At 43.0% G+C, this 24088-nt stretch carries 23 protein-coding genes; 15 read left to right on the forward strand and 8 right to left on the reverse strand.

The window, feature by feature from the left end; translation table 11 throughout:
* Positions 1–511: 511 nt before the first annotated feature.
* Together TY87_RS13595 and TY87_RS13600 are read right to left on the reverse strand one after the other, a co-directional pair.
* The gene (locus TY87_RS13595; RefSeq protein WP_100187485.1) at positions 512–1069 is read right to left on the reverse strand and encodes a hypothetical protein; all 558 of its coding nucleotides are present in this window, start codon (positions 1067–1069) and stop codon (positions 512–514) included.
* Positions 1070–1707: 638 nt separating this feature from the next.
* The gene (locus TY87_RS13600; RefSeq protein WP_100187486.1) at positions 1708–3087 is read right to left on the reverse strand and encodes an MATE family efflux transporter; all 1380 of its coding nucleotides are present in this window, start codon (positions 3085–3087) and stop codon (positions 1708–1710) included.
* A gap of 136 nt (positions 3088–3223) precedes the next feature.
* On the opposite strand from TY87_RS13600, the gene TY87_RS13605 reads away from it, so the two are divergent.
* Complete coding sequence (locus TY87_RS13605; protein WP_100187487.1) at positions 3224–4108, forward strand: LysR family transcriptional regulator; 885 nt, start codon at positions 3224–3226, stop codon at positions 4106–4108.
* Here the strand turns inward: TY87_RS13605 and TY87_RS13610 are convergent.
* From TY87_RS13610 to TY87_RS13625, 4 genes are read right to left on the reverse strand one after another with little or no spacing between them, the layout of a single operon-like run.
* Positions 4101–4640: a GNAT family N-acetyltransferase gene (locus tag TY87_RS13610; protein WP_100187488.1), complete on the reverse strand. Its 540-nt coding sequence runs from the start codon at positions 4638–4640 to the stop codon at positions 4101–4103. The two genes, TY87_RS13605 and TY87_RS13610, sit on opposite strands and share 8 nt — an antisense overlap.
* Positions 4641–4680: 40 nt before the next feature.
* Positions 4681–5187: a GNAT family N-acetyltransferase gene (locus tag TY87_RS13615; protein WP_100187489.1), complete on the reverse strand. Its 507-nt coding sequence runs from the start codon at positions 5185–5187 to the stop codon at positions 4681–4683.
* A 7-nt stretch (positions 5188–5194) separates the two neighbouring features.
* A complete protein-coding gene (locus TY87_RS13620) occupies positions 5195–6211 on the reverse strand; it encodes a DUF2333 family protein (RefSeq protein ID WP_072838154.1) in 1017 nt (338 codons plus the stop codon).
* A gap of 12 nt (positions 6212–6223) precedes the next feature.
* On the reverse strand, positions 6224–7048 hold the full coding sequence (locus tag TY87_RS13625) for a tetratricopeptide repeat protein (protein WP_100187490.1): 825 nt from the start codon (positions 7046–7048) through the stop codon (positions 6224–6226).
* 117 nt (positions 7049–7165) lie between these two features.
* Between TY87_RS13625 and dsbD the strand changes: the two genes are divergently transcribed.
* The 9 genes from dsbD (at position 7166) to purD (ending at position 18111) form a co-directional block, all read left to right on the forward strand.
* On the forward strand, positions 7166–9001 hold the full coding sequence (gene dsbD, locus TY87_RS13630; RefSeq protein WP_100187491.1) for a protein-disulfide reductase DsbD: 1836 nt from the start codon (positions 7166–7168) through the stop codon (positions 8999–9001).
* A gap of 250 nt (positions 9002–9251) precedes the next feature.
* On the forward strand, positions 9252–9695 hold the full coding sequence (gene accB / locus TY87_RS13635; protein WP_100187492.1) for an acetyl-CoA carboxylase biotin carboxyl carrier protein: 444 nt from the start codon (positions 9252–9254) through the stop codon (positions 9693–9695).
* 20 nt (positions 9696–9715) lie between these two features.
* Positions 9716–11056 (forward strand): acetyl-CoA carboxylase biotin carboxylase subunit, encoded by a 1341-nt coding sequence (gene accC, locus TY87_RS13640; RefSeq protein ID WP_072838158.1) that lies wholly within the window; start codon positions 9716–9718, stop codon positions 11054–11056.
* 119 nt (positions 11057–11175) lie between these two features.
* Positions 11176–12066 carry a 50S ribosomal protein L11 methyltransferase gene (prmA, locus tag TY87_RS13645; protein ID WP_072838159.1) on the forward strand — a complete coding sequence of 297 codons (891 nt, stop codon included), beginning with the start codon at positions 11176–11178 and terminating at the stop codon, positions 12064–12066.
* 45 nt (positions 12067–12111) lie between these two features.
* Positions 12112–13470 carry a zinc-ribbon and DUF3426 domain-containing protein gene (locus tag TY87_RS13650; RefSeq protein ID WP_100187493.1) on the forward strand — a complete coding sequence of 453 codons (1359 nt, stop codon included), beginning with the start codon at positions 12112–12114 and terminating at the stop codon, positions 13468–13470.
* Between the two features lie 156 nt (positions 13471–13626).
* On the forward strand, positions 13627–14595 hold the full coding sequence (dusB, locus tag TY87_RS13655) for a tRNA dihydrouridine synthase DusB (RefSeq protein WP_100187494.1): 969 nt from the start codon (positions 13627–13629) through the stop codon (positions 14593–14595).
* Positions 14596–14713: 118 nt separating this feature from the next.
* On the forward strand, positions 14714–14992 hold the full coding sequence (fis, locus tag TY87_RS13660) for a DNA-binding transcriptional regulator Fis (RefSeq protein ID WP_012070668.1): 279 nt from the start codon (positions 14714–14716) through the stop codon (positions 14990–14992).
* Positions 14993–15079: 87 nt separating this feature from the next.
* On the forward strand, positions 15080–16657 hold the full coding sequence (purH, locus tag TY87_RS13665; RefSeq protein ID WP_100187567.1) for a bifunctional phosphoribosylaminoimidazolecarboxamide formyltransferase/IMP cyclohydrolase: 1578 nt from the start codon (positions 15080–15082) through the stop codon (positions 16655–16657).
* Positions 16658–16824: 167 nt separating this feature from the next.
* Positions 16825–18111: a phosphoribosylamine--glycine ligase gene (gene purD, locus TY87_RS13670; RefSeq protein WP_100187495.1), complete on the forward strand. Its 1287-nt coding sequence runs from the start codon at positions 16825–16827 to the stop codon at positions 18109–18111.
* Positions 18112–18201: 90 nt separating this feature from the next.
* Here the strand turns inward: purD and TY87_RS13675 are convergent, their stop codons facing one another.
* Entirely contained in the window at positions 18202–18459 is a 258-nt protein-coding gene (locus TY87_RS13675) for a hypothetical protein (RefSeq protein WP_072838163.1), read from the reverse strand.
* A 58-nt stretch (positions 18460–18517) separates the two neighbouring features.
* Here TY87_RS13675 and TY87_RS13680 point away from each other — a divergent pair, with 58 nt between their 5' ends.
* The 4 genes from TY87_RS13680 to pdxH are packed head-to-tail and all read left to right on the forward strand — an operon-like array spanning position 18518 to position 22492.
* Positions 18518–20815, forward strand: a complete 2298-nt coding sequence (locus tag TY87_RS13680; RefSeq protein ID WP_100187496.1) for a sensor histidine kinase — start codon at positions 18518–18520, stop codon at positions 20813–20815.
* 44 nt (positions 20816–20859) lie between these two features.
* Positions 20860–21201, forward strand: coding sequence for a histidine triad nucleotide-binding protein (locus TY87_RS13685; protein ID WP_100187497.1), 342 nt, complete (start codon positions 20860–20862; stop codon positions 21199–21201).
* 14 nt (positions 21202–21215) lie between these two features.
* A complete protein-coding gene (coq7, locus tag TY87_RS13690) occupies positions 21216–21848 on the forward strand; it encodes a 2-polyprenyl-3-methyl-6-methoxy-1,4-benzoquinone monooxygenase (protein WP_100187568.1) in 633 nt (210 codons plus the stop codon).
* Between the two features lie 2 nt (positions 21849–21850).
* Positions 21851–22492 (forward strand): pyridoxamine 5'-phosphate oxidase, encoded by a 642-nt coding sequence (gene pdxH, locus TY87_RS13695; protein WP_072838166.1) that lies wholly within the window; start codon positions 21851–21853, stop codon positions 22490–22492.
* A gap of 44 nt (positions 22493–22536) precedes the next feature.
* On the opposite strand, the gene TY87_RS13700 is transcribed toward pdxH, so the two are convergent.
* The gene (locus TY87_RS13700) at positions 22537–23094 is read right to left on the reverse strand and encodes an alpha-ketoglutarate-dependent dioxygenase AlkB family protein (RefSeq protein WP_072838167.1); all 558 of its coding nucleotides are present in this window, start codon (positions 23092–23094) and stop codon (positions 22537–22539) included.
* Here TY87_RS13700 and TY87_RS13705 point away from each other — a divergent pair.
* Entirely contained in the window at positions 23076–23843 is a 768-nt protein-coding gene (locus TY87_RS13705; protein ID WP_232617141.1) for a heparan-alpha-glucosaminide N-acetyltransferase, read from the forward strand. The two genes, TY87_RS13700 and TY87_RS13705, sit on opposite strands and share 19 nt — an antisense overlap.
* The last annotated feature ends 245 nt before the right edge of the window (positions 23844–24088 follow it).

The raw sequence follows: 24088 nt of genomic DNA on the forward strand, positions 1-24088 counted from the left end.
GCGTGATCTGACGCTGAAAGCGAAGCTTTCATATTCTAGGGTAGGTCGCGGCTTGAGCCCGACGCGGAATTTAGACGCCATTCAAACGCTTTGTACTCCAGACCTTTTTTCCGCCCTGCTGGGCGGGTAACTTTTGTCCAGATCCACAAAAGTAACCAAAAGGTCTCTTTATCGGGCTTTCGCCCAAACGTCTTATTCATATTGTTTGACATCACGTCTAGCAACACGATTTTTATCGTAAGGCATAGATTGAGCTTATTGTTCGAGAGAGTCCTTCCGTTAATGACTCTGAAACTCCATAAAGTCGCGCAACTTCGTCGCGTCGAACAGACTTCTTCGGTCTGCAGTGATGGAAAACAAAGACGTAGAGTGACATGAGGGAGGTACGACCGTAATGCGCCGATGAAAGCGAAGCTTTCATTTTCTATGGAGGTCGAATATTGAAGGTAACGTTTACTAATCACTAAATCCCTTCCCCTTTTGTCTTCCAAGGGGGAGGCGGAGGATGGGATTAATCTCTTCTTTGGGTACTATTCAAATACATTATCTCTTCACCATATCCTTGGAAATCGTAATTCAAAGACAATTTGTTCATAAAACCGTGAAGATAGGATACTTGGCGAATGGACACGTTTTGCTTTCCCGATAGTTGATGAATCAATTCATCAACTGAGAAATGACGCTCCATGGAAGGAAACACTAATTCGATAGGAAACCGTGGATTACAAACAACATTGCTTCTAATCTGCGAGCCGTAGTAACAGATCGCTTTTTTGACTACCGTGATAGACTCATCACCTGAAATATTCCAGATAGCTGAAGCACCAACACTGAAGCCAATCAACAACACCCCACCTTGTTGTTCCAGCAAAACTTGCTTTAATTTATCAGCGTAGGAACCCAAACCGACATTCTCAGAAAAATACGCATAAGCAGCCTCTTCGTTTTTAAAATTCATAAACTCTGAATCATATGGATCTAAAATTAACGCGTCTTCGCTTATCTCTGCGGTAAGGCGTTCAAGGGCTGCGGTTCTACCAAAAATATCTGTGATTATGATGGTTTTCATTGGTGTATCCAGTGGTATTTCTGCGTAAAGTTTGTCTGACAATATAACCTAGTTAAGGGTAACCTACATTTTTGTTTAATGCCTGTGATACGTAATTAACTAGAGAAATCGCCTTTAAACTATTAAGCTTGCTTCCGTAATCTAGTGATTCGCCATGCAATACCATATGCCTATTAAGAAGATTAAACCCTTTTTCACTTTATTCCAGTTTTCTGTCGTCCAGAAGGACAGCCTACCTTAAAGATGAAAGCTTCGCTTTCAACCGGCACATTACGCTGCGCTTAAGATGCCCTACGTTTTGGTTATACACGAATAGCTACGAAGAAGTCAGTTCGACGCGACGAAGTTGCGCGACTTTATGGAGTTTCAGAGTCATTAACAGACAAAGTCTCTCGAACAGAAAAAACCAATCTATGCCTTACGATAAAAATCGTCTTGCTAAACGCAACATTAAACAAAGTAAATGATACGTTTGGGCGAAAGCCCGATAAAGCGAATTTTTGGTTACTTTTTGGGTGCTAGCAAAAAGTTACCCGCTCAGCAGAGCGGAAAAAACTTTAGGAATACAAAGCGTTTGAATGGAAACGAAGAAGCCAAATTTGAAGAACACTTTGAGCAAAGTGTTCTTCATCGGGATGTCACTGGCAAACAGCCACGCCCCCATCTGAATTGTTCTGCTGTCTATGCATTTTCATTAGTCCTTTCAGGTTGATCAATAGCATCGGCAGTACAATCAGTGCGAAGGTGATGTTGGAAAGAGGAACGGCTAACCAAACACCATCAATGCCTAGGTATTTCGGCAAGATGAATAGGAATGGAAACTGTATCAACATGTTACCTACGGAGACAAACAGGGCTTGCCCGCTTTTACCGACGGCAACAAAGTAGATGGACGCCATAAATAAAAAGCCGTCTAAAAACAGTGCCATTAAGTGCAGGCGAATGCCATTTTTACTTGCTTCAAGTAATGCATCGTTGCCTGTGGTAAAGATGCTAATAAAGAGCTCAGGAACAATGTTAAACAGTATAACCAAAGCGATGCCGGATCCAACGGTAACAGAAAAAGCCAGTTTTACGGTTTCGATAATGCGCTTGTATTGCTTGGCGCCTAGGTAGTAACTCACCGGTGGCTGCAAGCCGCTGACTAAGCCTTCAGCGAAGAAGTAGTAACAGCTCGCTAAGTAGCCAACAATCGCGAAAGCGGCTAATTGCGTGGTGTCTCCGTAGGCCATAAATTGCATATTATGGAACGCCATGACGAAGCTGAAGTAGATAAACATCACTAAGTTTGACGCACCCAATTGCACGATACGAATGGCGATGGTTTTATCAAGTTGCTTAATAGTCAGCTTGGTTTTGACTTTTGCCGACGTAAAATAACGTAGACACAATACACAAGTCGCCAGTTGAGCTATTAGGGTGGCAATGGCTGCACCTTTTAACCCCATGTCAAGATGGCCTAAGAAAACATAGTCCAAGACAATGTTGGTCAAGGCGCCAACGATGATGAATACCGTCGCAAGATTTGGGCTGTCGTCATTTCGGACCAACATCGGCATGGCACTCGCACCAATCGAAATAAGCGCACCAAACGACATTACCTGCACATAACTCCAGCTCATTTCTAGGATGACGCCCGTCGCGCCTTGAATATTGAGCAAACTTTTACCAAAAGCAATAAACACGATAGTTGCCAATAAGCCAATCAAAATGATCAAAAAAAGCGCCGTGACGAGTGTTGCTTGAGTGGCTGCGAGGTTTTTCTCGCCACGATATTTAGATAATACACTGCCGCCGCCCATACCCACAAGCAAGCCAAAACCCATGATTAAACCAAGCAATGGAATGGCCATGTTGATGCTTGCGAGTCCGTGTGCACCAACAAAGTGACCAACGAAGAAGCCATCAATAATCTGATATAGACCACTGACTAACATAGCGACTATGGAAGGAATGGCAAAACGCCAAAATGTGCTTGCCACGGATTGTGACGGTTGAACAGGTGTAGCGGCTTGCATAACTTAAATATCCAGAAAGTAAGAATGCAGGCATAATATATATAATTGAGATATAAGAAAGTTAGTTACCATCCGTTTATAGGATGGATTAAGCAATAATCTATGCCGCGAGAGTAACCATTTTATGAGCAAAGAAATGAATTGGACACTGGATCAGTTACTGGCTTTTGTTACCGCCGCAGAGTTGGGTTCTTTTTCGGCAGCAGCAAGGCAATTACAAAAGGCACAATCGCGTATCAGTAGTGCCATCGCCAATTTAGAATTGGATTTAGGGTTTGAGTTATTTGATCGCAGCTCTAAATTCCCCGCATTAACGCCTCTGGGTAAAGAAATGCTCCCCGAAGCGCGAGCCGTGCTTAATCAGTGCTTACGTCTAGACTCACGTGCTTTATCAGCAGCGAACAAAGAACCCATTTCATTACGCATCGCGCTAGATGAAGCCTTGCCATTGGAAACCATCCACTCTATTTTTTCTCAAGTTGGCGATTTATTTCCTAACACGCATTTAGTTATTACCAATGGGTCACAAGACGACATCGCCATAGCCATTGCTAATCAAAAAGCTGACATTGGTTTTATGATTAGCAACAGTGCTTTGCCACCAAAGTTAACTTTGCAGTCTTTGGGATATTTTAAAAAAATCCTGATTGTCGGTAAAAAGCACCCTCTTGCTAAAGAAAATATATTGAGTCTTGCGCAACTACAGCAATACCGTCAATTCGTACTATGCAATCGTTCAGGAGAAAACCGCGAAAATGCCCTAAGCCCAGATCATTGGGATTTAGACAGTTATTATCTAATTTGTGAATTGGTAACGCAGAATCAAGGTTGGGCCATCGTACCTGAGCATATTGCCAAGGCACATTGGTTTTTTGAGCAAATAAAAATCGCCAAAAGTGACTTTTTAACGGATCAATTAATTGAAATAGGTATAGTGAAACGACTCGACAGCCCAAGTAATAAATTGACAGATTGGATCACTGAACAGATGCGCCACTTAACGGATAATCACTCTATTTAGATAATAAAAGCTTTTCAGCCAAGGTGTCTGGCAGCCCCCAGCTGTAGATGAATTCTTTTGTTTGGTTGCCACAAGGTGTATGCCAATAAGAAGAGCCGATATTTTTAGCGCCAAGGGCTTCATAGAATCCAATGGCTTTGGCATTAGACTCTAAAACTTCTAAATATAAGTCTGTGTTTTTATAATGAGCCGCAGCCCAAGATACCACAGCGGCGAGTAATTGACGGCCAGTACCTTTGCCTTTATTACCCGATTTTACATGTAGGTTATCGATGATAGTGCCGAAAGTTGGATGATTATCGCCAAACGCACAAATGAAGCCGCATATATGGTCATCTATCTCAGCGACTAACACCAACTGGTTGGTTAAAGGGTTGTTTAGTCGAGATGTCCATACTGCTTGCCTATCAGTAAATACAATTTTTTCAAGGTACTCTTCAGACAAGACATCACGGTAATTGTCACGCCAACTTTGGGCATGTAGGTTTGCAATACTGGACAGATCGTCTAAACACGCTTTTCGAATGATCATATTTTCATTCAGTTCCTATCAATCGTACTGATATTGATCACTAGAAAAACTCTCTTCCAAGAATAAACACGTCTTCTTTAATCTGTTCATTCTGAGCAATATTCGGCAGCAATCCCCATTGATCAAATCCTTGGCGTTTGAAGAAGCCTTGGCTTTCGAGGTTGCTGGCATAGATGTAGGCAACGAGATGGGTGAAACCAAGTTCTGGTCGGTTCGTTTCTAGGTATTGAAATAACTGTGTGCCAATGCCTTTCCCCTGCCTGTTTGGTAATACATAGAAGCTGACCTCACAAGCAGTATCAAAAGCGGGTAAGCCATAAAAAGGTTCAACGGAGCACCAAGCAATCACATTGCCCTGTTCTTCTAGGACTAACATGGGATGGTTATCAGTGACGCTTTCTAGCCAGTCCATGACATCGATCAAACCAATATGATCTTGTCGATGGCCTGTGCTGGCAAAAAGGTCGCAGTGCTGAAAGATGTCTAATATCGCAGGGGCATCGTCTAATACCGCTAGACGAATTTCCCTGCTGTGACTAAGTGGCATTGCCGCGTTAGCCTTGTTCAAGCAAACGACGTAGGTCGATAATCGCGGTATTTGCACGTGCGATATAAGAAGCCATAACCAAGGAATGGTTCGCCAATACGCCGAAGCCACTGCCGTTTAAGATAAAGGGCGACCAGACATTGGCTTGGGTTGCTTCTAGTTCACGGATAATTTGACGCAAGCTAACCAGTGCGTTTTTGTCCTGTAAAGTGAAGATGAAATCTACTTCTACAGCACGCAACATGTGGATCAGTGCCCAGCTTGTGCCACGAGCTTCATAAAAAACATCATCTACTTTAGACCAAGGCGTACGCACGTAACGGGTATTTTCGTCTGATTCCAACTGTGGTTTGTCTTCTATTACACTTGCAGATAAACGCTGAGACAAGCTACCAAGACGAGTACTGACGTCTGATAACCAGTCCGAAAGGTTATCGGCACGAGCATAGAATTGGGCTTTGTTGTTTGATTGGCCAGCCAAACGATCAAGATACTCCATTAGCTCTTTATTACCACGACGATATTCGCTTTCACTAGATGGCAAGGCCCAGCTTTTGTTGTCGAAGTTGAATTGTGGCTCGGCTATTTTTAAGTTTACATCTTCTGTGGACTGGGACTGAGAGCGGCTAAACTCTTTACGGAACGCTCTAGCCAAATCGCGAGACTGAACCAACACACCAAATTCCCATGCTGGCATGTTGTCCATAAACACACCTGGCGGCAGTATGTCATTGCTAATAAAACCGCCTGGTTTGTCCAGTAATGTTTCCATGATGGTGTGCAGTGTGCTTGCAGTTGTGTAGCCAACAACGAGCTTTTTACTATTGTTTAAATAACCACGCTCGGTAGCCTTTTCTTTTGCTGTAGCAACGACATCAAATTGATCTGGTTCACTACTCCAATACATACCTAAAAAGCTCAACAATACAGCAGCAATGAGCACAGCAGATATGGCGACTTTCCCCACACTCGAGAAATTAATACTTGGCTTTAAACCTTGTAACTTATTCGCTAACCACGACATTCTTGACCTACCTTAATCTTGTTGTAATTCGACCATGTAATCAGCACGATGATATGTCATCGCACGAACACGAAATTCGGGAACACGGCTATTAATGATTTGATAAATCAAACGTGCTTCTTTGTCATTTGGCCAGTAAATAGCGATGGGACGATCCGCTGTTGCCACTTCATCTATAATAGGCTGAATCTTTGCGATTATCTCTTCTTCACTCAAACTAAAAAGTGTTTCGGGCAATAAAAACTGTCCCTCTTTTAGAGCTTTCGGTTCTTTCGACTCTGGCTTTGTTTTTGAAATCTTAGCAGCCTGCTCTCGTTTCGCTTTCAAATCACTAACACGCGACGTCATTTCTATGATGGCAGGATCTTCTGGATTAACGGAGCGTGCAGAATCTAAATATTTTGCAGCCTTCTTATAATCACCGTTTCTAGCCGCTTGCCATGCCCATTGCGTATAAACATCCACAATGGCAGTAATGCCTTGAATTGCACGGAAATTACCAGGATCACGTCCTAGCGCAGCCTGAAAGTACAAGTTAGCATTGTCGTCTACTGGCGTTAAAAATCGCTCTGCAGCTAAAGCTATTTCGCCCTGTTCTATCAATCGCTGCGTCAATCGTTCAAAAGCCGTTGGGACTTTGGCAGCTTTAGGTTGCTGTGTTTTTATCGCCGTTGGCTTTTCAATATTGACTGATTTATTAACAGAAGCCTTAGCTACTACAGCTTGGGTGACTTCCACTTCTTGTAGTGGCTGGCTTTTCTCTGTTGACTTCACATTTTCCTGACAGCCTGTCAGGAAAACTACAACAATTAGAAAAGAAACTAGGTTTTTACTCAATTTGCCCCCTTGCGATTGGCAACTTAAAGGTGGATTGGTAGTCTACACCTTCTATCTAGCGTGATGAAATATGGATTTACAATTTACACAATACGCTCAATTTGATTGAAGATATTTATGCGCCTACTTGTTCTACTGTTTTTACTGATATTTCAAAGCGTTTCTCACGCCTTCACTTTCGGCCCCACATCAAGACTTGCAGAACCAGAATTTTTAACTGTAGACCAAGCTTTCCAACTATCCGTCTCGGCTCCTAAAGACGGAAAATTAATGGCAACATGGCAGATTCATGATGGCTACTATTTATATCAAGAACAATTCGCCTTGTCTGGTGATGCTGCAGATAAACTGCATTTTTCGCCTTTTCCTGCCGGCGAAATCAAACAAGATCCTTATTATGGTGAAGTAACGGTTTATCGCGAGCAATTAACTCTGCCCATTTATTACGACATCAAACTGACAGCAGGCACTAAAGTTAATGCCGTACTATCTTATCAAGGCTGTGCCGATAAAGGCTTATGTTACGCGCCACAAAAAATGCCGATTCAATTTACGGTTCCCGCACTATTATCATCAACAGAAAAACTGGCATCGACAGAAAAACATCTAACAGCATCTCAACCTGGAGCAGAAAACCCTCAATCTTCCAACACAATACTTGTACCTTCCGAAGCGCAATCAGTAAGTCAGTTGCTCAGCAATAACAATACTTGGGTAACTCTCATTGCTATCTTTAGCTTAGGGTTACTTTTATCACTAACGCCTTGCGTACTTCCTATGGTGCCTATTGTCAGTGCGATTGTCATTGGCACTCGTAATTCAAAATTAGGCGCATTTTATTACAGCTTTATTTATGTACTAGCCATGGCATTGACCTATGCGGCCATTGGTGGATTGGTCGGTGTTTTTGGTACCCAGCTCAATCTACAGGCCCAGCTACAAAACCCTATTTTATTAATTAGCAGTGCAATCATCTTTGTATTACTGGCCCTAGCAATGTTCGGTGTCTATGAAATAAGACTGCCAAGCTCATGGCAACAGCGCCTTCAAGTGTCGACCAAATCAACAAGTTCTACTTGGAAATCAACCGCGAGTATTTTTATCGCTGGGGTTTTATCTACGCTAATAGTCTCACCATGCGTCTCTGCACCACTTGCTGGTACCTTACTATATATAAGCAGCCATGGTAATGCGTGGTATGGCGCGACGATGCTGTTTGTCATGGCGCTAGGCATGGGGGTTCCACTATTACTAGTCGGCCTTTTTGGGCCTAAAGTATTACCCAAAAGCGGAGAGTGGTTGCACGATATTAAGGTACTCATGGGCTTTGGTTTACTCGCTATGGCAGTCTGGATGATTACTCGTTGGTTACCAATGAACAGCCACTTGTATCTATGGAGCATTCTTGCATTGGCAATAAGCGGCTACTTCATTCATCGAGCTTATAAAGTAACCTCGCACCCTATTCGTTGGTTTTTGGCCTTAGCCTTTTTCCTTATCGGCAGTGTTGAGTTTATTGGCGGCACAACAGGTAGCAGCAGTCCACTGCAACCCTTGAAAAAATTATCATCACCCTCAACAACACTAGAGGAGAAAGTAATATTTGACGCCACAATTACGAACTTAGACGAACTTGATGGAATTATAGCAAATCAAGACTCTCGCCCTATCATTTTAGATCTTTATGCAGATTGGTGTATCAGCTGCAAAATATTAGAAGACATGTTTGCTTCATCTGACGTGTTACCACTGCTCGATAAGGTTCAATTAGTTCGAGTTGATGTCACGGAAAATTCAGCGAAGAACCAAGCATTAATGCAGAAGTTCAACTTATTTGGGCCGCCATCACTGGTATTTTTAGATAGTAAAGGCGAAGAGCGTAAAGCATTAACTTTGATGGGCGAACCGACAAAATCCTTACTAATTGATCGCTTAAATCACGCTATCGACTAATAACTTTTATAAAAAAGCACGGCAGTTTACTTTTGACTAAAAATAAACCAGCAAGAACATTTTTCGGTTTTTTTAACGCAAAACTGGACAATATCCCGCTTTTTATCGATAATTTCGCGTTACAAGCTTTTACAATTCGTTTTTTTATAAAAGCCCTGTTTGTTGGATAACACAAGCAGTACACAGATTTTATAATAGTCAGTGGATAACATAACCACTGAAACACCAACACAGACAGAAGAGAGTATTTATGGACATTCGTAAAATCAAAAAGCTAATCGAACTTTTAGAAGAATCTAACGTCTATGAGATTGAAATCAAAGAAGGCGAAGAAGCTGTTCGTATTAGCCGTGGTGGTGCTCCAGTTCAAGCACCTATGATGGCCGCTCCAATGATGGCTGCACCTGCTGCTGCACCAGTTGCTTCTACTGCTGCACCTGAAGCACCAGCTGCTTTCGCCGGTCACTCTGTAAATTCTCCAATGGTCGGTACTTACTACAAGTCTTCTGCACCAGGTGCTAAGCCTTTCATCGAAGTAGGTCAAAAAGTTAACGCTGGCGATACTATCTGTATCGTTGAAGCAATGAAAATGATGAACCAAATTGAAGCAGATAAATCTGGTACAATTGGCGCTATCCTTGTTGAAGACGGCGAGCCAGTTGAATTTGACCAGCCTCTTATTACTATCATTTAATCCAACGCAAAGGTTTCATCATGCTCGATAAGGTATTGATTGCTAACCGAGGCGAAATCGCGCTACGTATTTTACGTGCGTGTAAAGAACTCGGTATCAAAACCGTTGCGGTTCACTCTAAGATTGACCGTGACTTGTTACATGTGCGCCTTGCAGACGAATCTATCTGCATAGGGCCAAATCCATCAGCTCAAAGTTATTTGAATATTCCAGCTATCATCAGTGCTGCAGAATTGACAGACACTTCAGCTATCCACCCAGGCTATGGATTCCTTGCTGAAAATGCGGATTTCGCAGAGCAAGTTGAGCGTTCTGGTTTTACCTTCATCGGTCCTAAGGCCGAAACGATTCGCCTAATGGGTGACAAAGTTTCCGCGATTAAGGCAATGAAAGCAGCTGGTGTTCCGACTGTTCCAGGTTCAAACGGCCCAGTACCTACAGATCCTGAAGAATGCATCCGTGTTGCTAATGAAATCGGCTTTCCGGTTATCGTTAAAGCAGCGGCAGGCGGTGGTGGCCGTGGTATGCGCGTTGTTCACAACGAGGGCAGCCTACTAAAATCTATCAGCATTACACAATCTGAAGCAGGTTCTTACTTCGGTGATAGCACGGTTTATATGGAAAAATTCCTACAAAACCCGCGTCACGTCGAAGTTCAAGTATTGGCTGATGGTCAAGGCAATGCCGTTCATCTATACGACCGTGATTGCTCTTTGCAACGTCGCCATCAAAAAGTGCTGGAAGAAGCGCCAGCACCGATGCTGAACGAAGAATCTCGCCAAGCTTGTTTAAAAGCGTGTGTTGATGCTTGTATCAAGATCAACTACCGTGGTGCGGGTACTTTCGAATTCCTATACGAAGACGGCAACTTCTACTTCATCGAGATGAACACTCGTGTGCAAGTAGAACATCCCGTTACAGAAATGGTAACTGGCGTAGATATCGTTAAAGAACAACTTCGTATTGCTAGCGGCTTGCCATTGTCTTTTAAACAAGAAGATATCAAGTTAAATGGCCACGCTGTTGAATCTCGAATCAACGCAGAAGACGCTAAAACCTTCATGCCTTGCCCTGGTAAAGTGGAATACTTCCACGCTCCAGGCGGTATGGGTGTTCGTGTTGACTCTCACTTGTACAGTGGCTACACAGTACCACCTACGTATGATTCTATGATTGCTAAAATCATTTGTCATGCACCAGATCGTACTGCTGCACTAAAACGCCTTTCTGGCGCTCTAGATGAAACATTCATCGATGGTATTAAAACCAATATAGAGCTACAAAAAGACCTAGTAAATGATGCTAATTTCATTGCTGGTGGCGTTAATATCCATTATTTGGAGAAAAAACTCGGTCTATAAAGACTGCAGTTTTGCCCCTAGTGACTACATAAATCACTAGGGGCAATCATTTTCCTCTCGCCTCTCGCTCTAAGCTTCGCTATTCTATTCCTGTTTGTTTTACTGTTGGACTTCACTTTATGCCTTGGCTTCAAATACGTATCAATACCACGCCCGATCACGTCCCAGCTTTCGAAGATACTCTTCTTGACTGTGGCGCCATGGTTGTCACCTTTGAAGACGTCCATGACGATCCTGTATACGAACCAGACCTAAACACTACACCTCTATGGAAAAACACTAAGGTGACTGGCCTGTTTGAAGCAGACGCCGATATTGAACACATTCGTCCAGTAATTGAACATAAAGCCGAGTCCCTTGGTGAAACTGATATCGATATGAAAATAGAGATAGTCGAAGACAAAGATTGGGAAAGAGAATGGATGGACAACTACCATCCAATCCAATTTGGTGAACGTCTTTGGGTTTGCCCTAGCTGGCGTGAAGTACCAGATCCAAACGCAGTTACACTGATGCTAGATCCAGGCTTAGCATTTGGTACAGGCACTCACCCCACTACCGCATTGTGCCTACAATGGCTAGATAGCATTGATTGCAAAGATAAAACCATCATAGATTACGGTTGCGGCTCAGGTATTCTTGGCATTGCGGGCTTACTACTTGGTGCAAACAACATGGTTGGTATCGATATCGACCCACAAGCTGTGCAAGCAACAGAAGCTAACGCTGAACGCAACAAGATCGACCCAAGCCGCTTAGAAGTAAAACTGCCTCCGTACGAATCTGACCTACAAGCCGATATCGTAGTTGCAAATATTCTTGCAGGCCCTCTTGCTCACCTTGCGCCGACTATTTCCGCTCTGGTTAAAAATCAAGGTCAATTAGCCCTTTCTGGCATCCTTGCCAACCAGGCCCAGGAAGTGATTGAGGCGTATAAAGAGTGGTTTACAATTGACTCCATTACCGAAAAGGAAGAATGGATTCGTATTGTAGGTACTAAGCACGCATAATAGCCGTTTTACTCAGCACAGTTTTAGACAGGAAGATTACACCCTATGGCCAATAGCCTAATAACACGTTGCCCAAAATGTTCAACCGCATTTCGAGTAAGCGATGAAGTATTAAGCATGGCCAAGGGCAAAGTCAGATGCGGCCAATGCTTCCATATTTTTAATGCCAACGATGCGGCAAACAACAAGACTAATCCTGCCAATACAAGAGAACAGTCACTACAAGAAAACAATGATCCAGCAATAGAAACGGTCGCGCCCAAAAAACAAGCACAAGCTGATTTGACTCGCCAGCCGACAGATCAAAACAACATAGCTCAAAACACTATAGTTCAAAACAACACCCCTCCAAGCAATGAAGCTCACGCAAACTTAAAAGCATCTATTGATAATAGGCTCGCTCCTGCAGAAGAAATTGTTAATCCAGATTGGCTACACACGCTATTTGATGACGAGGACCTGCAACCACAGAGTGAAGATACAACAAGTTCAAAAATCAGCAGCATACTAGAAGAAGACGAAGCCTTCGAAGCAAACAATGCTTACCAAGAGTCCGTTCACAAACAAGAACAAGCCAAAAGAGCAGCTGCAGAAACAAAAAGACAAGATGAGCCAGCACCATGGGAGTTAGAGCTTGCTGAAGTAGAAGCCGCACTTAAGGCGACACCACAGCAACCCTTTACAGCAAATAAACCCGCAGCCAATCCAACAAAGCCAGCCGCGACTGAAGCCTCTGTAGCAGCCAATCCTGAGCCAGACTATATGGTTGCCCTGCATTCCTTAGCGCAAACTGCTGCGGAACAAACACGCCCATCCGACATAAAAAATCAACACACCATCCTTGAGCAACTATCCGCTCAACAAAGCTTAGCGCCATTAATGGGCGAGAGCGAATCATTCACAAGCAAGAAAAAAGGACACCCTTGGCTATGGTTTTTTGCTTCGTTATTAGGAATCGCCTTATTGACTGCACAAGTGGCTACGCATTTTTTTGAAGAAGGCAGTCGCTCCTCTAATTTTAGAGCCATCTACAAAACGATTTGCTCTTACTCTGGCTGTGCACTACCAAGATTCGAAGACATCAGCGCCATCACCATTCAACATGTTCGCATCCAAAGCCACCCGTCCATACCGAATACACTTTTAGTAAACGCCATTATCACCAACACCAGTGATTTCTCTCAGCCAATGCCAAAAATTGCCTTAGAGTTTTTTGACTTAAACGGTCTACCAGTGGCAGCAAGACTCTTTTCGCCAAACGATTATCTGCACAAAGACTTTCTCGATATCACCTATATGCCACCAAATACCCCGATCCACTTGGTCATTCCGATACAAGATCCAGGCGCTCGAGCGGTCACTCATCAGCTTAGAGCCTTCCCAACAGACACTCGCTCTTACTAGTTTTTCACTGTTTTAGTACTAAGGTTAAAAAAAGAACAAAAAATAGTCAGTTTTTAGCCTGTCAAGACTTCAAAAACAACGATTGCATAGGTATTATTCACGCCCGCTCGACGCTGTCGACGATCTTTAACATTCAATCCAGTATTCAGGAACATCATGGCATTTGCTATTGGCCCATATTGCGTTGACAAGCCCGTTATTCTTGCCCCTATGGCAGGCGTAACAGATTTGCCTTTTCGCCGCCTTTGCCATGACCAAGGCGCAGGCTTAGTAGTATCAGAAATGGTCACTTCTGATGTTCGCCTGTGGAACTCGACAAAAAGCCGCCATCGTTTAATTCACGACGCGGAAGTCTCGCCGAGATCCGTTCAAATTGCTGGCGGTGACCCTCAAATGATGGCTGAAGCCGCTCAACAAAATGTTGAGCTAGGCGCACAAATCATTGATATAAACATGGGTTGCCCCGCTAAAAAAGTATGCAATAAAGCGGCAGGCTCTGCATTACTTAAAGATGAAGCACTTGTTCGAGAAATACTGGAGTCTGTTGTAAATAGTGTTTCTGTTCCAGTCACTCTAAAAATCCGTACTGGATGGAGTCTTGATCAGAAAAACGGTCTTGCGATTGCGAAAATGGCAGAGGATATTGGCATTCGAGCATTAGCGATTCACGGACGAACACGGGAATGTAAATTCCAAGGACAAGTTGAATACGACACGATTGCAGAGATTAAGCATCATTTAAACATCCCTATTTTTGCTAATGGAGATATTAAAGACGCGCAATCCGCAAAATTCGTGAAAGATTACACCCAAGCGGATGGCATCATGATTGGTCGAGCCGCCCAAGGAAGACCGTGGATTTTTCGCGAAATAAACCACTATTTAGAAACAAACGAATTGTTAGCGCCTCCTTCTTTATCTGAGGTGAGACAGCTTGTTATCAACCATGTGAACGCCTTACACCAATTTTATGGTGATTATTTAGGCGTGCGTATTGCTCGCAAGCACGTTGGTTGGTACCTGCAGACGTTAGCGGATAAAACACAATTTCGCAGTCTGTTTAACCGTATTGATAATACGCAAGAACAGCTTGATAAATTGGAAGAGTTCTTTGTTTGCCAATAGGCAAACGAACCTTACACTTAATGTACTGAAAATCAAAAAAGAAGACCTAGATCACCCTTCTCAATGACAATCAACGTGCATTAATAAATGGTTAGCTTTAAAAATAGAAGGTCATTCTGTGGTAGAACAAACTCATACTCATACGTTTCAAGCCGCTTCTTCAGAGCAGTCACAAACCCTACGTGACAATGTTGAAAAAGCCCTACAAAACTATTTCGCTCATCTTGATGGGCAGCCAATAACAGACTTATATCAGTTAGTCTTAGCAGAGGTTGAGGCGCCTTTGCTGGAGTCTGTCATGAGCTACACAAAGGATAACCAAACAAAAGCATCCACCATCCTTGGTTTAAACCGAGGTACACTTCGCAAGAAGCTGAAGCAATACGGTATGCTATAAGCACAAAGAAAAAAGGGCGAATTCGCCCTTTTTTTCGTCTTACCTTCCCCTTGTTTATTTAGTGTTAAATTAATTGCGAGAACCATGATGGCAAATCAAAATACAGTAACTCCAATCAAACGAGCGTTAATCAGTGTTTCCGACAAAACAGGCATTGTCGAATTCGCACGCGAACTGACCGCTCAAGGTGTTGAAATTCTTTCAACTGGTGGTACTTACCGTCTTTTATTGGACAGCAACGTTAAAGCAACTGAAGTTTCTGACTACACAGGCTTTCCAGAAATGATGGATGGCCGCGTAAAAACTCTACACCCAAAAGTGCACGGTGGCATTCTTGGTCGTCGTGACATCGATGGCGCCATCATGAAAGAACACGGTATCGAAGAAATCGATATGGTGGTTGTAAACCTTTACCCATTCGAAGCGACTATCGAACGTCCTGATTGCGATTTACCAATGGCGATCGAAAATATCGACATCGGTGGACCAACTATGGTTCGCTCTGCAGCGAAAAACCATAAAGACGTTGCTATCGTAGTTTCCCCTTCTAACTACGAAGACATCTTGGCATCTATTAAAGCAGATGGTGGTTTGACTTTCGAACAGCGTTTCGACCTTGCTGTTAAAGCATTTGAACATACTTCTCACTACGATGGCGCTATTGCTAACTTCCTAGGTAAAAAAGTAGAAGGCGGCAGCGACGACTTCGCTCGTACCTTCAACCTACAATTCCACAAAAAAGAAGAAATGCGCTACGGTGAGAATCCACACCAGAAAGCCGCTTTCTATGTTGAAGCAAATCCTAAAGAAGCGTCCATCAGCACTGCTAAACAAATCCAAGGTAAGGCACTGTCTTATAACAACATCGCAGACACCGATGCGGCTCTTGAGTGCGTAAAAAGCTTCGATAAGCCAGCATGCGTTATCGTTAAACACGCTAACCCTTGTGGCGTAGCAACAGCAGCGACTCAATTTGAAGCCTACGATCTTGCTTTCCAGACAGACCCAACGTCTGCATTCGGTGGCATCATTGCTTTCAACCAAGAGCTAGATGCTAAAACAGCTCAAGCGATTGTTGATCGTCAATTCGTTGAAGTTATCATTGCACCAAGCGTAAGCAAAGAAGCCGCCGATATCGTTGCTGCGAAGCAAAATGTTCGTGTACTTGAATGCGGACAATGGTCAAAAGACAAGCCAGCAGCACTAGATTACAAGCGTGTTAACGGCGGCTTATTGGTTCAAGACCGTGACGATGGTGTGATTACTTTAGACGATCTTAAAATCGTTTCTAAACGCCAACCTAGCGAAGAAGAGCTAAAAGATCTATTGTTTGCTTGGAAAGTGGCTAAATTCGTTAAATCCAATGCGATTGTTTATGCAAAAACGGAACAAACTATTGGTGTAGGCGCAGGCCAGATGAGCCGTGTTTACAGTGCTAAAATCGCTGGCATTAAAGCAGCTGACGAGAAACTAGAAGTAATTGGTTCTGTCATGGCGTCTGATGCATTTTTCCCATTCCGTGATGGTATCGATGCTGCAGCACAAGCTGGCATTACGGCTGTTATCCAGCCTGGTGGCTCTATGCGTGATGAAGAAGTCATCGCTGCTGCTGACGAAGCAGGCATGGCAATGGTCTTCACTGGCATGCGCCACTTCCGCCATTAAGAACGCATCATTAATAGCACGTTATTAAAAGCGTATCATTAAGAGCGTATCATTAAGAGCGCACCGCTAAGAAGCCGTATTAATGGAAACAACCATTAATACTTCAAAACTTTTTAGTTAGTCACTGGAGGCTTCGGCCTCTGGTTCGCAATACAAAGGATTAGATCATGAAAGTTCTTATTATTGGTAACGGCGGACGTGAACATGCTCTAGCATGGAAAACCGCAGAATCTAGCCATGTCGAAAAAGTTTTCGTTGCTCCAGGCAACGCAGGCTCAGCAACAGAAAACAAAGTCGAAAACGTTAACATTGGCGTCACTGATATTGCAGATCTTGTTGCTTTTGCAAAAAAAGAAAACATCGACCTAACAATTGTTGGTCCAGAAGCGCCATTGGTTATTGGTGTAGTAGACGCATTTGAAAAAGAAGGCCTAGCTATCTTCGGCCCAACGGCGGCAGCAGCACAACTAGAAGGCTCTAAAGCCTTCACTAAAGACTTCTTAGCTCGCCACAATATCCCAACTGCGGCTTACGGTAACTTCACCGAGATCGAACCTGCTATTGCTTACATCAAGCAGCATGGTGCTCCAATCGTTGTTAAAGCCGACGGCTTAGCAGCAGGCAAAGGCGTTATTTTGGCGCAAACAGAAGCCGAAGCTATTGAAGCTGTTGAAGACATGCTACAAGGCAACGCTTTTGGTGATGCAGGTAGTCGTGTTGTTATCGAAGAATTCTTGGTTGGCGAAGAAGCTAGCTTCATCTGCATGGTTGATGGCGAGACCGTTTTGCCAATGGCGACAAGCCAAGACCACAAAGCACGTGATAATGGTGACAAAGGCCCTAACACTGGCGGCATGGGCGCTTACTCTCCAGCACCTGTTGTTACACCAGAAATCCATGATCGCATTATGAACGAAGTCATCATGCCAACGGTCAAAGGCATGAACGCTGAAGGTAATCGCTACCGCGGTTTCTTATACGCTGGCGTGATGATCGCACCAGATGGCACACCAAAAACGCTCGAATACAACTGCCGTTTTGGTGATCCAGAAACACAACCAATCATGATGCGCTTGCGTTCTGATTTGGCACAAATGTGTTTGGCTGCAATCAATGGCAAGCTAGATACAATCGAAGCTGATTGGGATCCTCGCGCAAGCTTAGGCGTGGTTCTTGCTGCTGGCGGCTACCCTGCCGATTATCCTAAAGGCGATGTAATTTCTGGTTTGGACACAGTACTTCCTGCAGGCCAGAAAGTATTTCAAGCTGGCACAGCATTAAAAGATGGCCAGGTGGTTACCAATGGCGGCCGTGTTCTTTGTGCCGTTGCTCTTGGCGATACGGTTGCAGAAGCACAAGCGTCTGCTTACGATGTGGTTAAGACATTGTCTTGGGACAAAGTTTATTTCCGCACCGACATCGGCCATCGTGCAATTGCTCGTGAGCAAAAGTAATCTGCAGTCGACTTAAAGTGTAAATACGTTATTTATTAACAAAAAAGGCCTCAATTGAGGCCTTTTTTACATCTTAAAATTGATCCAGACTTATGACTTATTTTTCAGCTGAGACTCTTTTTTGTCTAACCAAGCCTTAAACAAGCGCCCTACTTCCAGCACCAATAAACCAAAAATAATGCCAGCAACCCAATCTAAACCAAGCACAAAACCTAGCGCTGCAATCATTCCATAGCCGTACATTAGATTAGTTCGGGTTGTCGGTTTTGCTTGCCTAGCAAACCAAGTTACACCCAACAAGAGTATGCTAAACCAAACATAATACTCCACCAAAATTGGATATAGCATTTGATCCCCTATCTAGTTAATAATGATAGCCTTTATACAATATAATTAGGCTAGCGTTTTGCTTTATCGATTTATTTTACTGTTTTTACTTAGCATCTCCAACACCGCGTGGAGCACAAACACTATTGCCATCATTGATGATACGAATAGTACGTTCAATATTAGCAAAAGCGGCTCTTATTTTATCGATGAAGATCAAGCCCTCCCATTTAGCACTATTGCGTCTGACGAATATGCAAAGAGATTTCGTCCAATTAACCGTGAATACTTACAATTGGGATTGGTAAAAGGCAACATATGGATTCGCACCGATGTAGCAATACGAACTACCAACAGTACGCCTATTTTACTAGAAATAGATTCGCCTAGACTACAATATCTAGACATCTACCTACCTAATTTATACGAAAATCAGATCCAGGCAGAGCTCGGTGGTGCGCGCCCTTATAACAACAAAGAAATCAAAGCACCAAACTATATTTTTTCAATTCCAGCCAACTCGCCCCCCGTGTTCACCTTGTACATTAAGCTATCATCTCACTTACCAATTAATGCACAAATCGAGCTTAAAACCCTTTCTCAACTAAGCCAAGACACTCAAAAAAGCCTAACTTTCACCGGGGTTCTCATTGGCATATTGTTGGCTTTACTAGTTTGTAATGCCTTCTTTTTTGTCAAAACATCACACCCTATGTATTTAATCTACTGCATCTTGCTCATTGGCATAGCAGTTCTACATCTCGCACTTCACGATCAGATTTCTCAGCTGTTTCCAAACCAGATCAATATTCAAGAACGAATATACAATCTAGCCGCATTATCTTGTTTATGCGCCATTGTATTTTTCTCCCGCCTCTATCTTGATACCAAAGAACATCTGCCTAAATTAGACAAACTATTAATCGCAGTCGGTTCTATTAACGCGTTATTTGCCATCATTTTCACCGTTTCACCAGAAAAAATAAACATAGCGGCTCTTTCTTTCATAGTGGTTGGCACTCTTATTATATTAACTGTGCATGCTGTCATCGCCTTTATGAAAAATATACCGTTTTCTGGGTACTACCTGGTTGCTCGACTAACATTACTTTGCGGCCACTTTGCTTGGCTTATGTCAGCCTATGGCGTTATTCCAAGCGCGTTATTGTTTGAGTGGGGGTTAACCATCACTATAATCATCGAAGCAATGATTCATTTCACTGGTATGATTGCGCAAACAACGCCACTACTACAAAGGCATTCGAAAAAGAGCAAACAAGCTCAAACAGAAATAACAGACCTTTTATCCGACATTTCCAACAGGCTTCGCCGTCAAATCAATATTCTTGGAGGTACGCTCTCCCACCTTGAACAAGCAGCTACATCAAATGATACCAAGCTGTTTTTAACCAGCAGCCTGACTGCCAACAACAACCTAAAAAATCTGATTGAGCGAATTGACCTAATTAGTGATATTAAAGAACATACGCCACCAGATCAGCCGTACCCGCTATCACTTAATCAATTAATAGATAATGCTTACAATAACGTTCAACGCTTAGATCAAGATAACACGCAGATTGAGCTGAATACTTACAAGACAGATCAAGTTGAAATCTTACAGAATGCATCTATTTTGCAGCACCTTATAGAAAGCCTAGCGCAAGAATTCAAGCACTTCACAGATCAAATATTAACCATCAACATTACCCGCCATGAAATAAACAGAGAAGGTGTAACTTTACTAGAGCTCAGCTGCTTTCCGCTGCCGACACAAGTTCGCACTACTGCAACCAGTTTTGATCTTGGAATGCATTACATATCACTTCTCACCCAACACTTAGAAGGTGAGATACAAATATCTGAAAATGCTCATATGCGAAGCGTTAACATCCAGCTCCCTATACGCGCGCACATACGCCCTTTAAATAACGATATCAGCCAACAACATCACTTTGACATCATATTATTTGGCCAAGAAGACAGCGACCTACAAAAAGCACTAACGATCTTGCAAAGTCATACCAATAAAATAGAGCACTTCACCACTCTAGAAAGTTTATTGGATTATTTAGAGCTGCCTGCAAAAAGAGAATCAGGCTCTGTTATTTTAGTATTTGATAACGGCGGGCACATTCCTCACATTACACAGCAAAGATTACTTCCTTTAATGCGGCATGAAGATCAGTGCTTACTCATCAGCAACAATGTTAAAATGTCGCTAGATTATGCAAAAAAGCTGGGATTTGATGAATTACTAGCCTGCTCTGAGTTAGAAAACCATCTAGAGCAAAGGATATCGCGCCTTATACAAAAAGGGGACAGACTAAAGAACACATCTTTGTCACGGATCAACCCTTTGCGCAAAACGCCTTGAAGCAAAACCACTAACCTTGAATAATACAACCGAAAGGAGATGATATGGACTGTTTATTTTGCAAGATAGTAAAGGGTGACATTCCGGCAAACATTTTATTTGAAGACAATGACGTTATTGCTTTTGAAGATATTATGCCTAAAGCGCCAACCCATTTTCTTGTCATCCCGAAGCGTCACATTAGTACGCTGAATGACCTTACAGATGAAGATGCTCCAGTGGTTGGCAAACTACAAATTACCGCTGCGAAAATAGCAAAACAGAAAGGCATCAGCGACGCAGGCTATCGCGTTGTCATGAACTGCAACGAAATGGGTGGGCAAACCGTTTACCACATTCACATGCATGTATTGGGTGGCCGCGCGATGACATGGCCTCCAGGTTAACAAGAGGAAATATGATGATCTCTTTTCTAGATAAAGCCGTATTACAGTTTGACCGCGCTTTACAAACGCTTGTCCCTCACGCAGCGAAAGCAAATCGATCTTCCCCTGCTGATAAACTAGAAGAAGCAGAATTGGATCAAAGCGAGCGTAAGCATTCATCAGGTCTAATGCGTATTAACCATACTGGAGAGGTATGCGCACAAGCCCTTTACGCGGGCCAAGCTACTACCGCAAAACTAGCTACAGTTCGCCAAGAGATGGAGCATGCCGCAGACGAAGAAATAGATCATCTAGTCTGGTGCGAACAGCGTCTTTATGACCTAGGCAGCAAGCCGAGCATTTTGAACCCATTATTTTATGGTGCGTCATTTATGATAGGAGCTGGAGCTGGCCTTATTAGTGATAAATTAAGCTTAGGCTTTGTTGCAGCAACAGAAGATCAGGTTTGCATTCATCTTCAAAAACACATGGCGACCCTGCCAATGCAAGATGCAAAAAGCAAAGCTGTATTAACGCAAATGCACATAGACGAAGCCAGACACAAAGCAATGGCGTTAGAAGCAGGCGGATACGAGTTTCCACAACCTATTATGGCCATCATGACCCAAGTATCCAAAGTCATGACCATAACCACTTACCGGATTTAATCATGAACAGAGATCTTCATTCTATTCGTCGTGACTACCAATTCGACGATCTTTTGGAAGAACAGGCTGGTAACAACCCACTTGCTTTATTTGACAATTGGCTCGAAAAGGCTATCGAATCTTGCCCTGATGATCCAACAGCAATGGTATTAAGCACTATTGGACTAGATGGTTGGCCTCATTCACGCGTGGTGCTATTGAAACAACGTAACGACGCTGGATTTTCATTTTTCACAAACTATGACAGTGAGAAAGGCCAACAGCTCGCGCAAAACAATAAAGCTAGCATGACCTTCTTTTGGCCTGCGCTGTCTCGTCAAGTTCGTGTAGAGGGCACTATAGAGAAAGTTTCCCGCACAACTTCAGAGACGTATTTTGCAACTCGCCCACGCGGTAGCCAGCTAGCAGCAAGAACATCAAAACAAAGTACTGTAATTGCTAGCCGTGACGCACTGCAAAAAGCCTTTAACGCAGAAGAACAAGCTTTTAATGATTTAGAAGTACCTTGCCCAGAAAACTGGGGTGGCTATGTGCTAAAGCCTAGTTTCATTGAATTCTGGCAAGGACGACCAAGCCGACTTCATGATCGCATTTGCTACACACTCAAAGACAACGATTGGCTAAGAACACGCAAAGCGCCTTAATTATTAGACTCTACCAAAGAAGTATTAAAGTAAGTAGATAAGGATCAAAGCAGGAGACGAAACGTTAAGCTTATTCGCTCCTCTTTGATTCGCTTTCTTACTGGTAAAGAATGCTGCCACAATACTTGCGTTGAAGCAGACATAACCAACCAGCTTGCGTCTTCTAATTCCACACTGTGTTTAATTTGATGATTCGCTTTAAGGCGAAATAGAAACGGCCGACTCGCTCCGAGGCTTAACATAGCAACGACTGGCGCAGGCCCTAATGATTTTTCATCATCGGCATGCCAGCCCATATATTCATCACCATCTTGGTACCAATTCAATAACACCGCATTAAAAGGCTGCTCTGCAAGGTGTTCTGCCTCTTCTTTGATAGGCAATAGCCAATCAGGCCAACCAGCACCATGATGATCTTTACCAGAATAGCGATAACAAATACCAAAATCCGCAATAAACGCAACTTTTCTTGGCACCGATATATCGCGGCCAAACATGAGCAAATTTTCTCTTTCCCACAGTAAATTCAACTTAAGCTGTGGCATAAGCTGCTGCAAGCTTGAGCTAGAAATTGAGTATCGGTATGATGGCCGAGCTTCCATTTAATTATTCACCTTGGACTTCAATGCAAACCTCTTCCGTTTTCGAACCCACCAAACGCAGTGCATTTTTAGACGTTTATCGCGGTACCGCCGTACTACTGATGATGATATTCCATTTCTGCTGGGATTTGCGGAATTTTGGCTTTATGGAGTTTTCCATTTACGACCCTTTTTGGGTCTATTTTCGCAGCCTAATTCTAACCTTATTTCTATCTGCAATTGGCTGGTCAACTTATCTAGCATTAGGAAAGGCTAGTAGCCAGACGTTTTGGAAACGCGATGTAAAACTATTTATTTCCGCCGCTGCTATTTCGTTAGCTACCTATCTTGCTGTCCCTGACCAGTGGATATATTTTGGTATTTTGCATTTTATCTTTATCGCATCGTTGATCACTAGACCCATTGCGCAATGGCCAATTCTTTCAGCACTATTCGGTGCCATAATTATAATCATCTATCACACAACTAACTGGCTACACTTCCCTAACGCCTTCTCGACCATCACTTCCTACATAGCTCTGCCACAAAGAACCTTGGATATCGTGTTTCCATTCCCATGGATTGGTGTTGTTTTAGTTGGCCCTCTTCTTGGATACCTAAATTGGCATAAGTGCCCCATACCAAACAACCCAATAATACATATTTTGGCATTTATGGGACGTTATGCACTACCAATATACCTTACCCACCAAGTAATTTTATTTGCACTGGTTGCGGCGTTCAAAATGGTGCTTACCCTCATTTCTTGATCACTTTTCGTGCGTTCAGGCAGTTGAGTTTTTTTCAGCAAAAAATAGATAAAAATAGCCCTTATGGTATTGCCAATTGCTAACTTTACGCTTTTTCAGGCAAGTAAAGTAAGTGACCACTTAGCTATTATTCAATTATCATTTTAGAGTTTTTTTCAAGCCTTGATTTTCACCTAAATGAGCACTATTGTTCGCTACAGATTAACAACGAAACACTACATATAGTGTGTTAGCTAAAAAATACA

Source organism: Marinomonas sp. BSi20584 (assembly GCF_002792415.1).
Classification (GTDB): Bacteria; Pseudomonadota; Gammaproteobacteria; order Pseudomonadales; family Marinomonadaceae; genus Marinomonas; species Marinomonas polaris.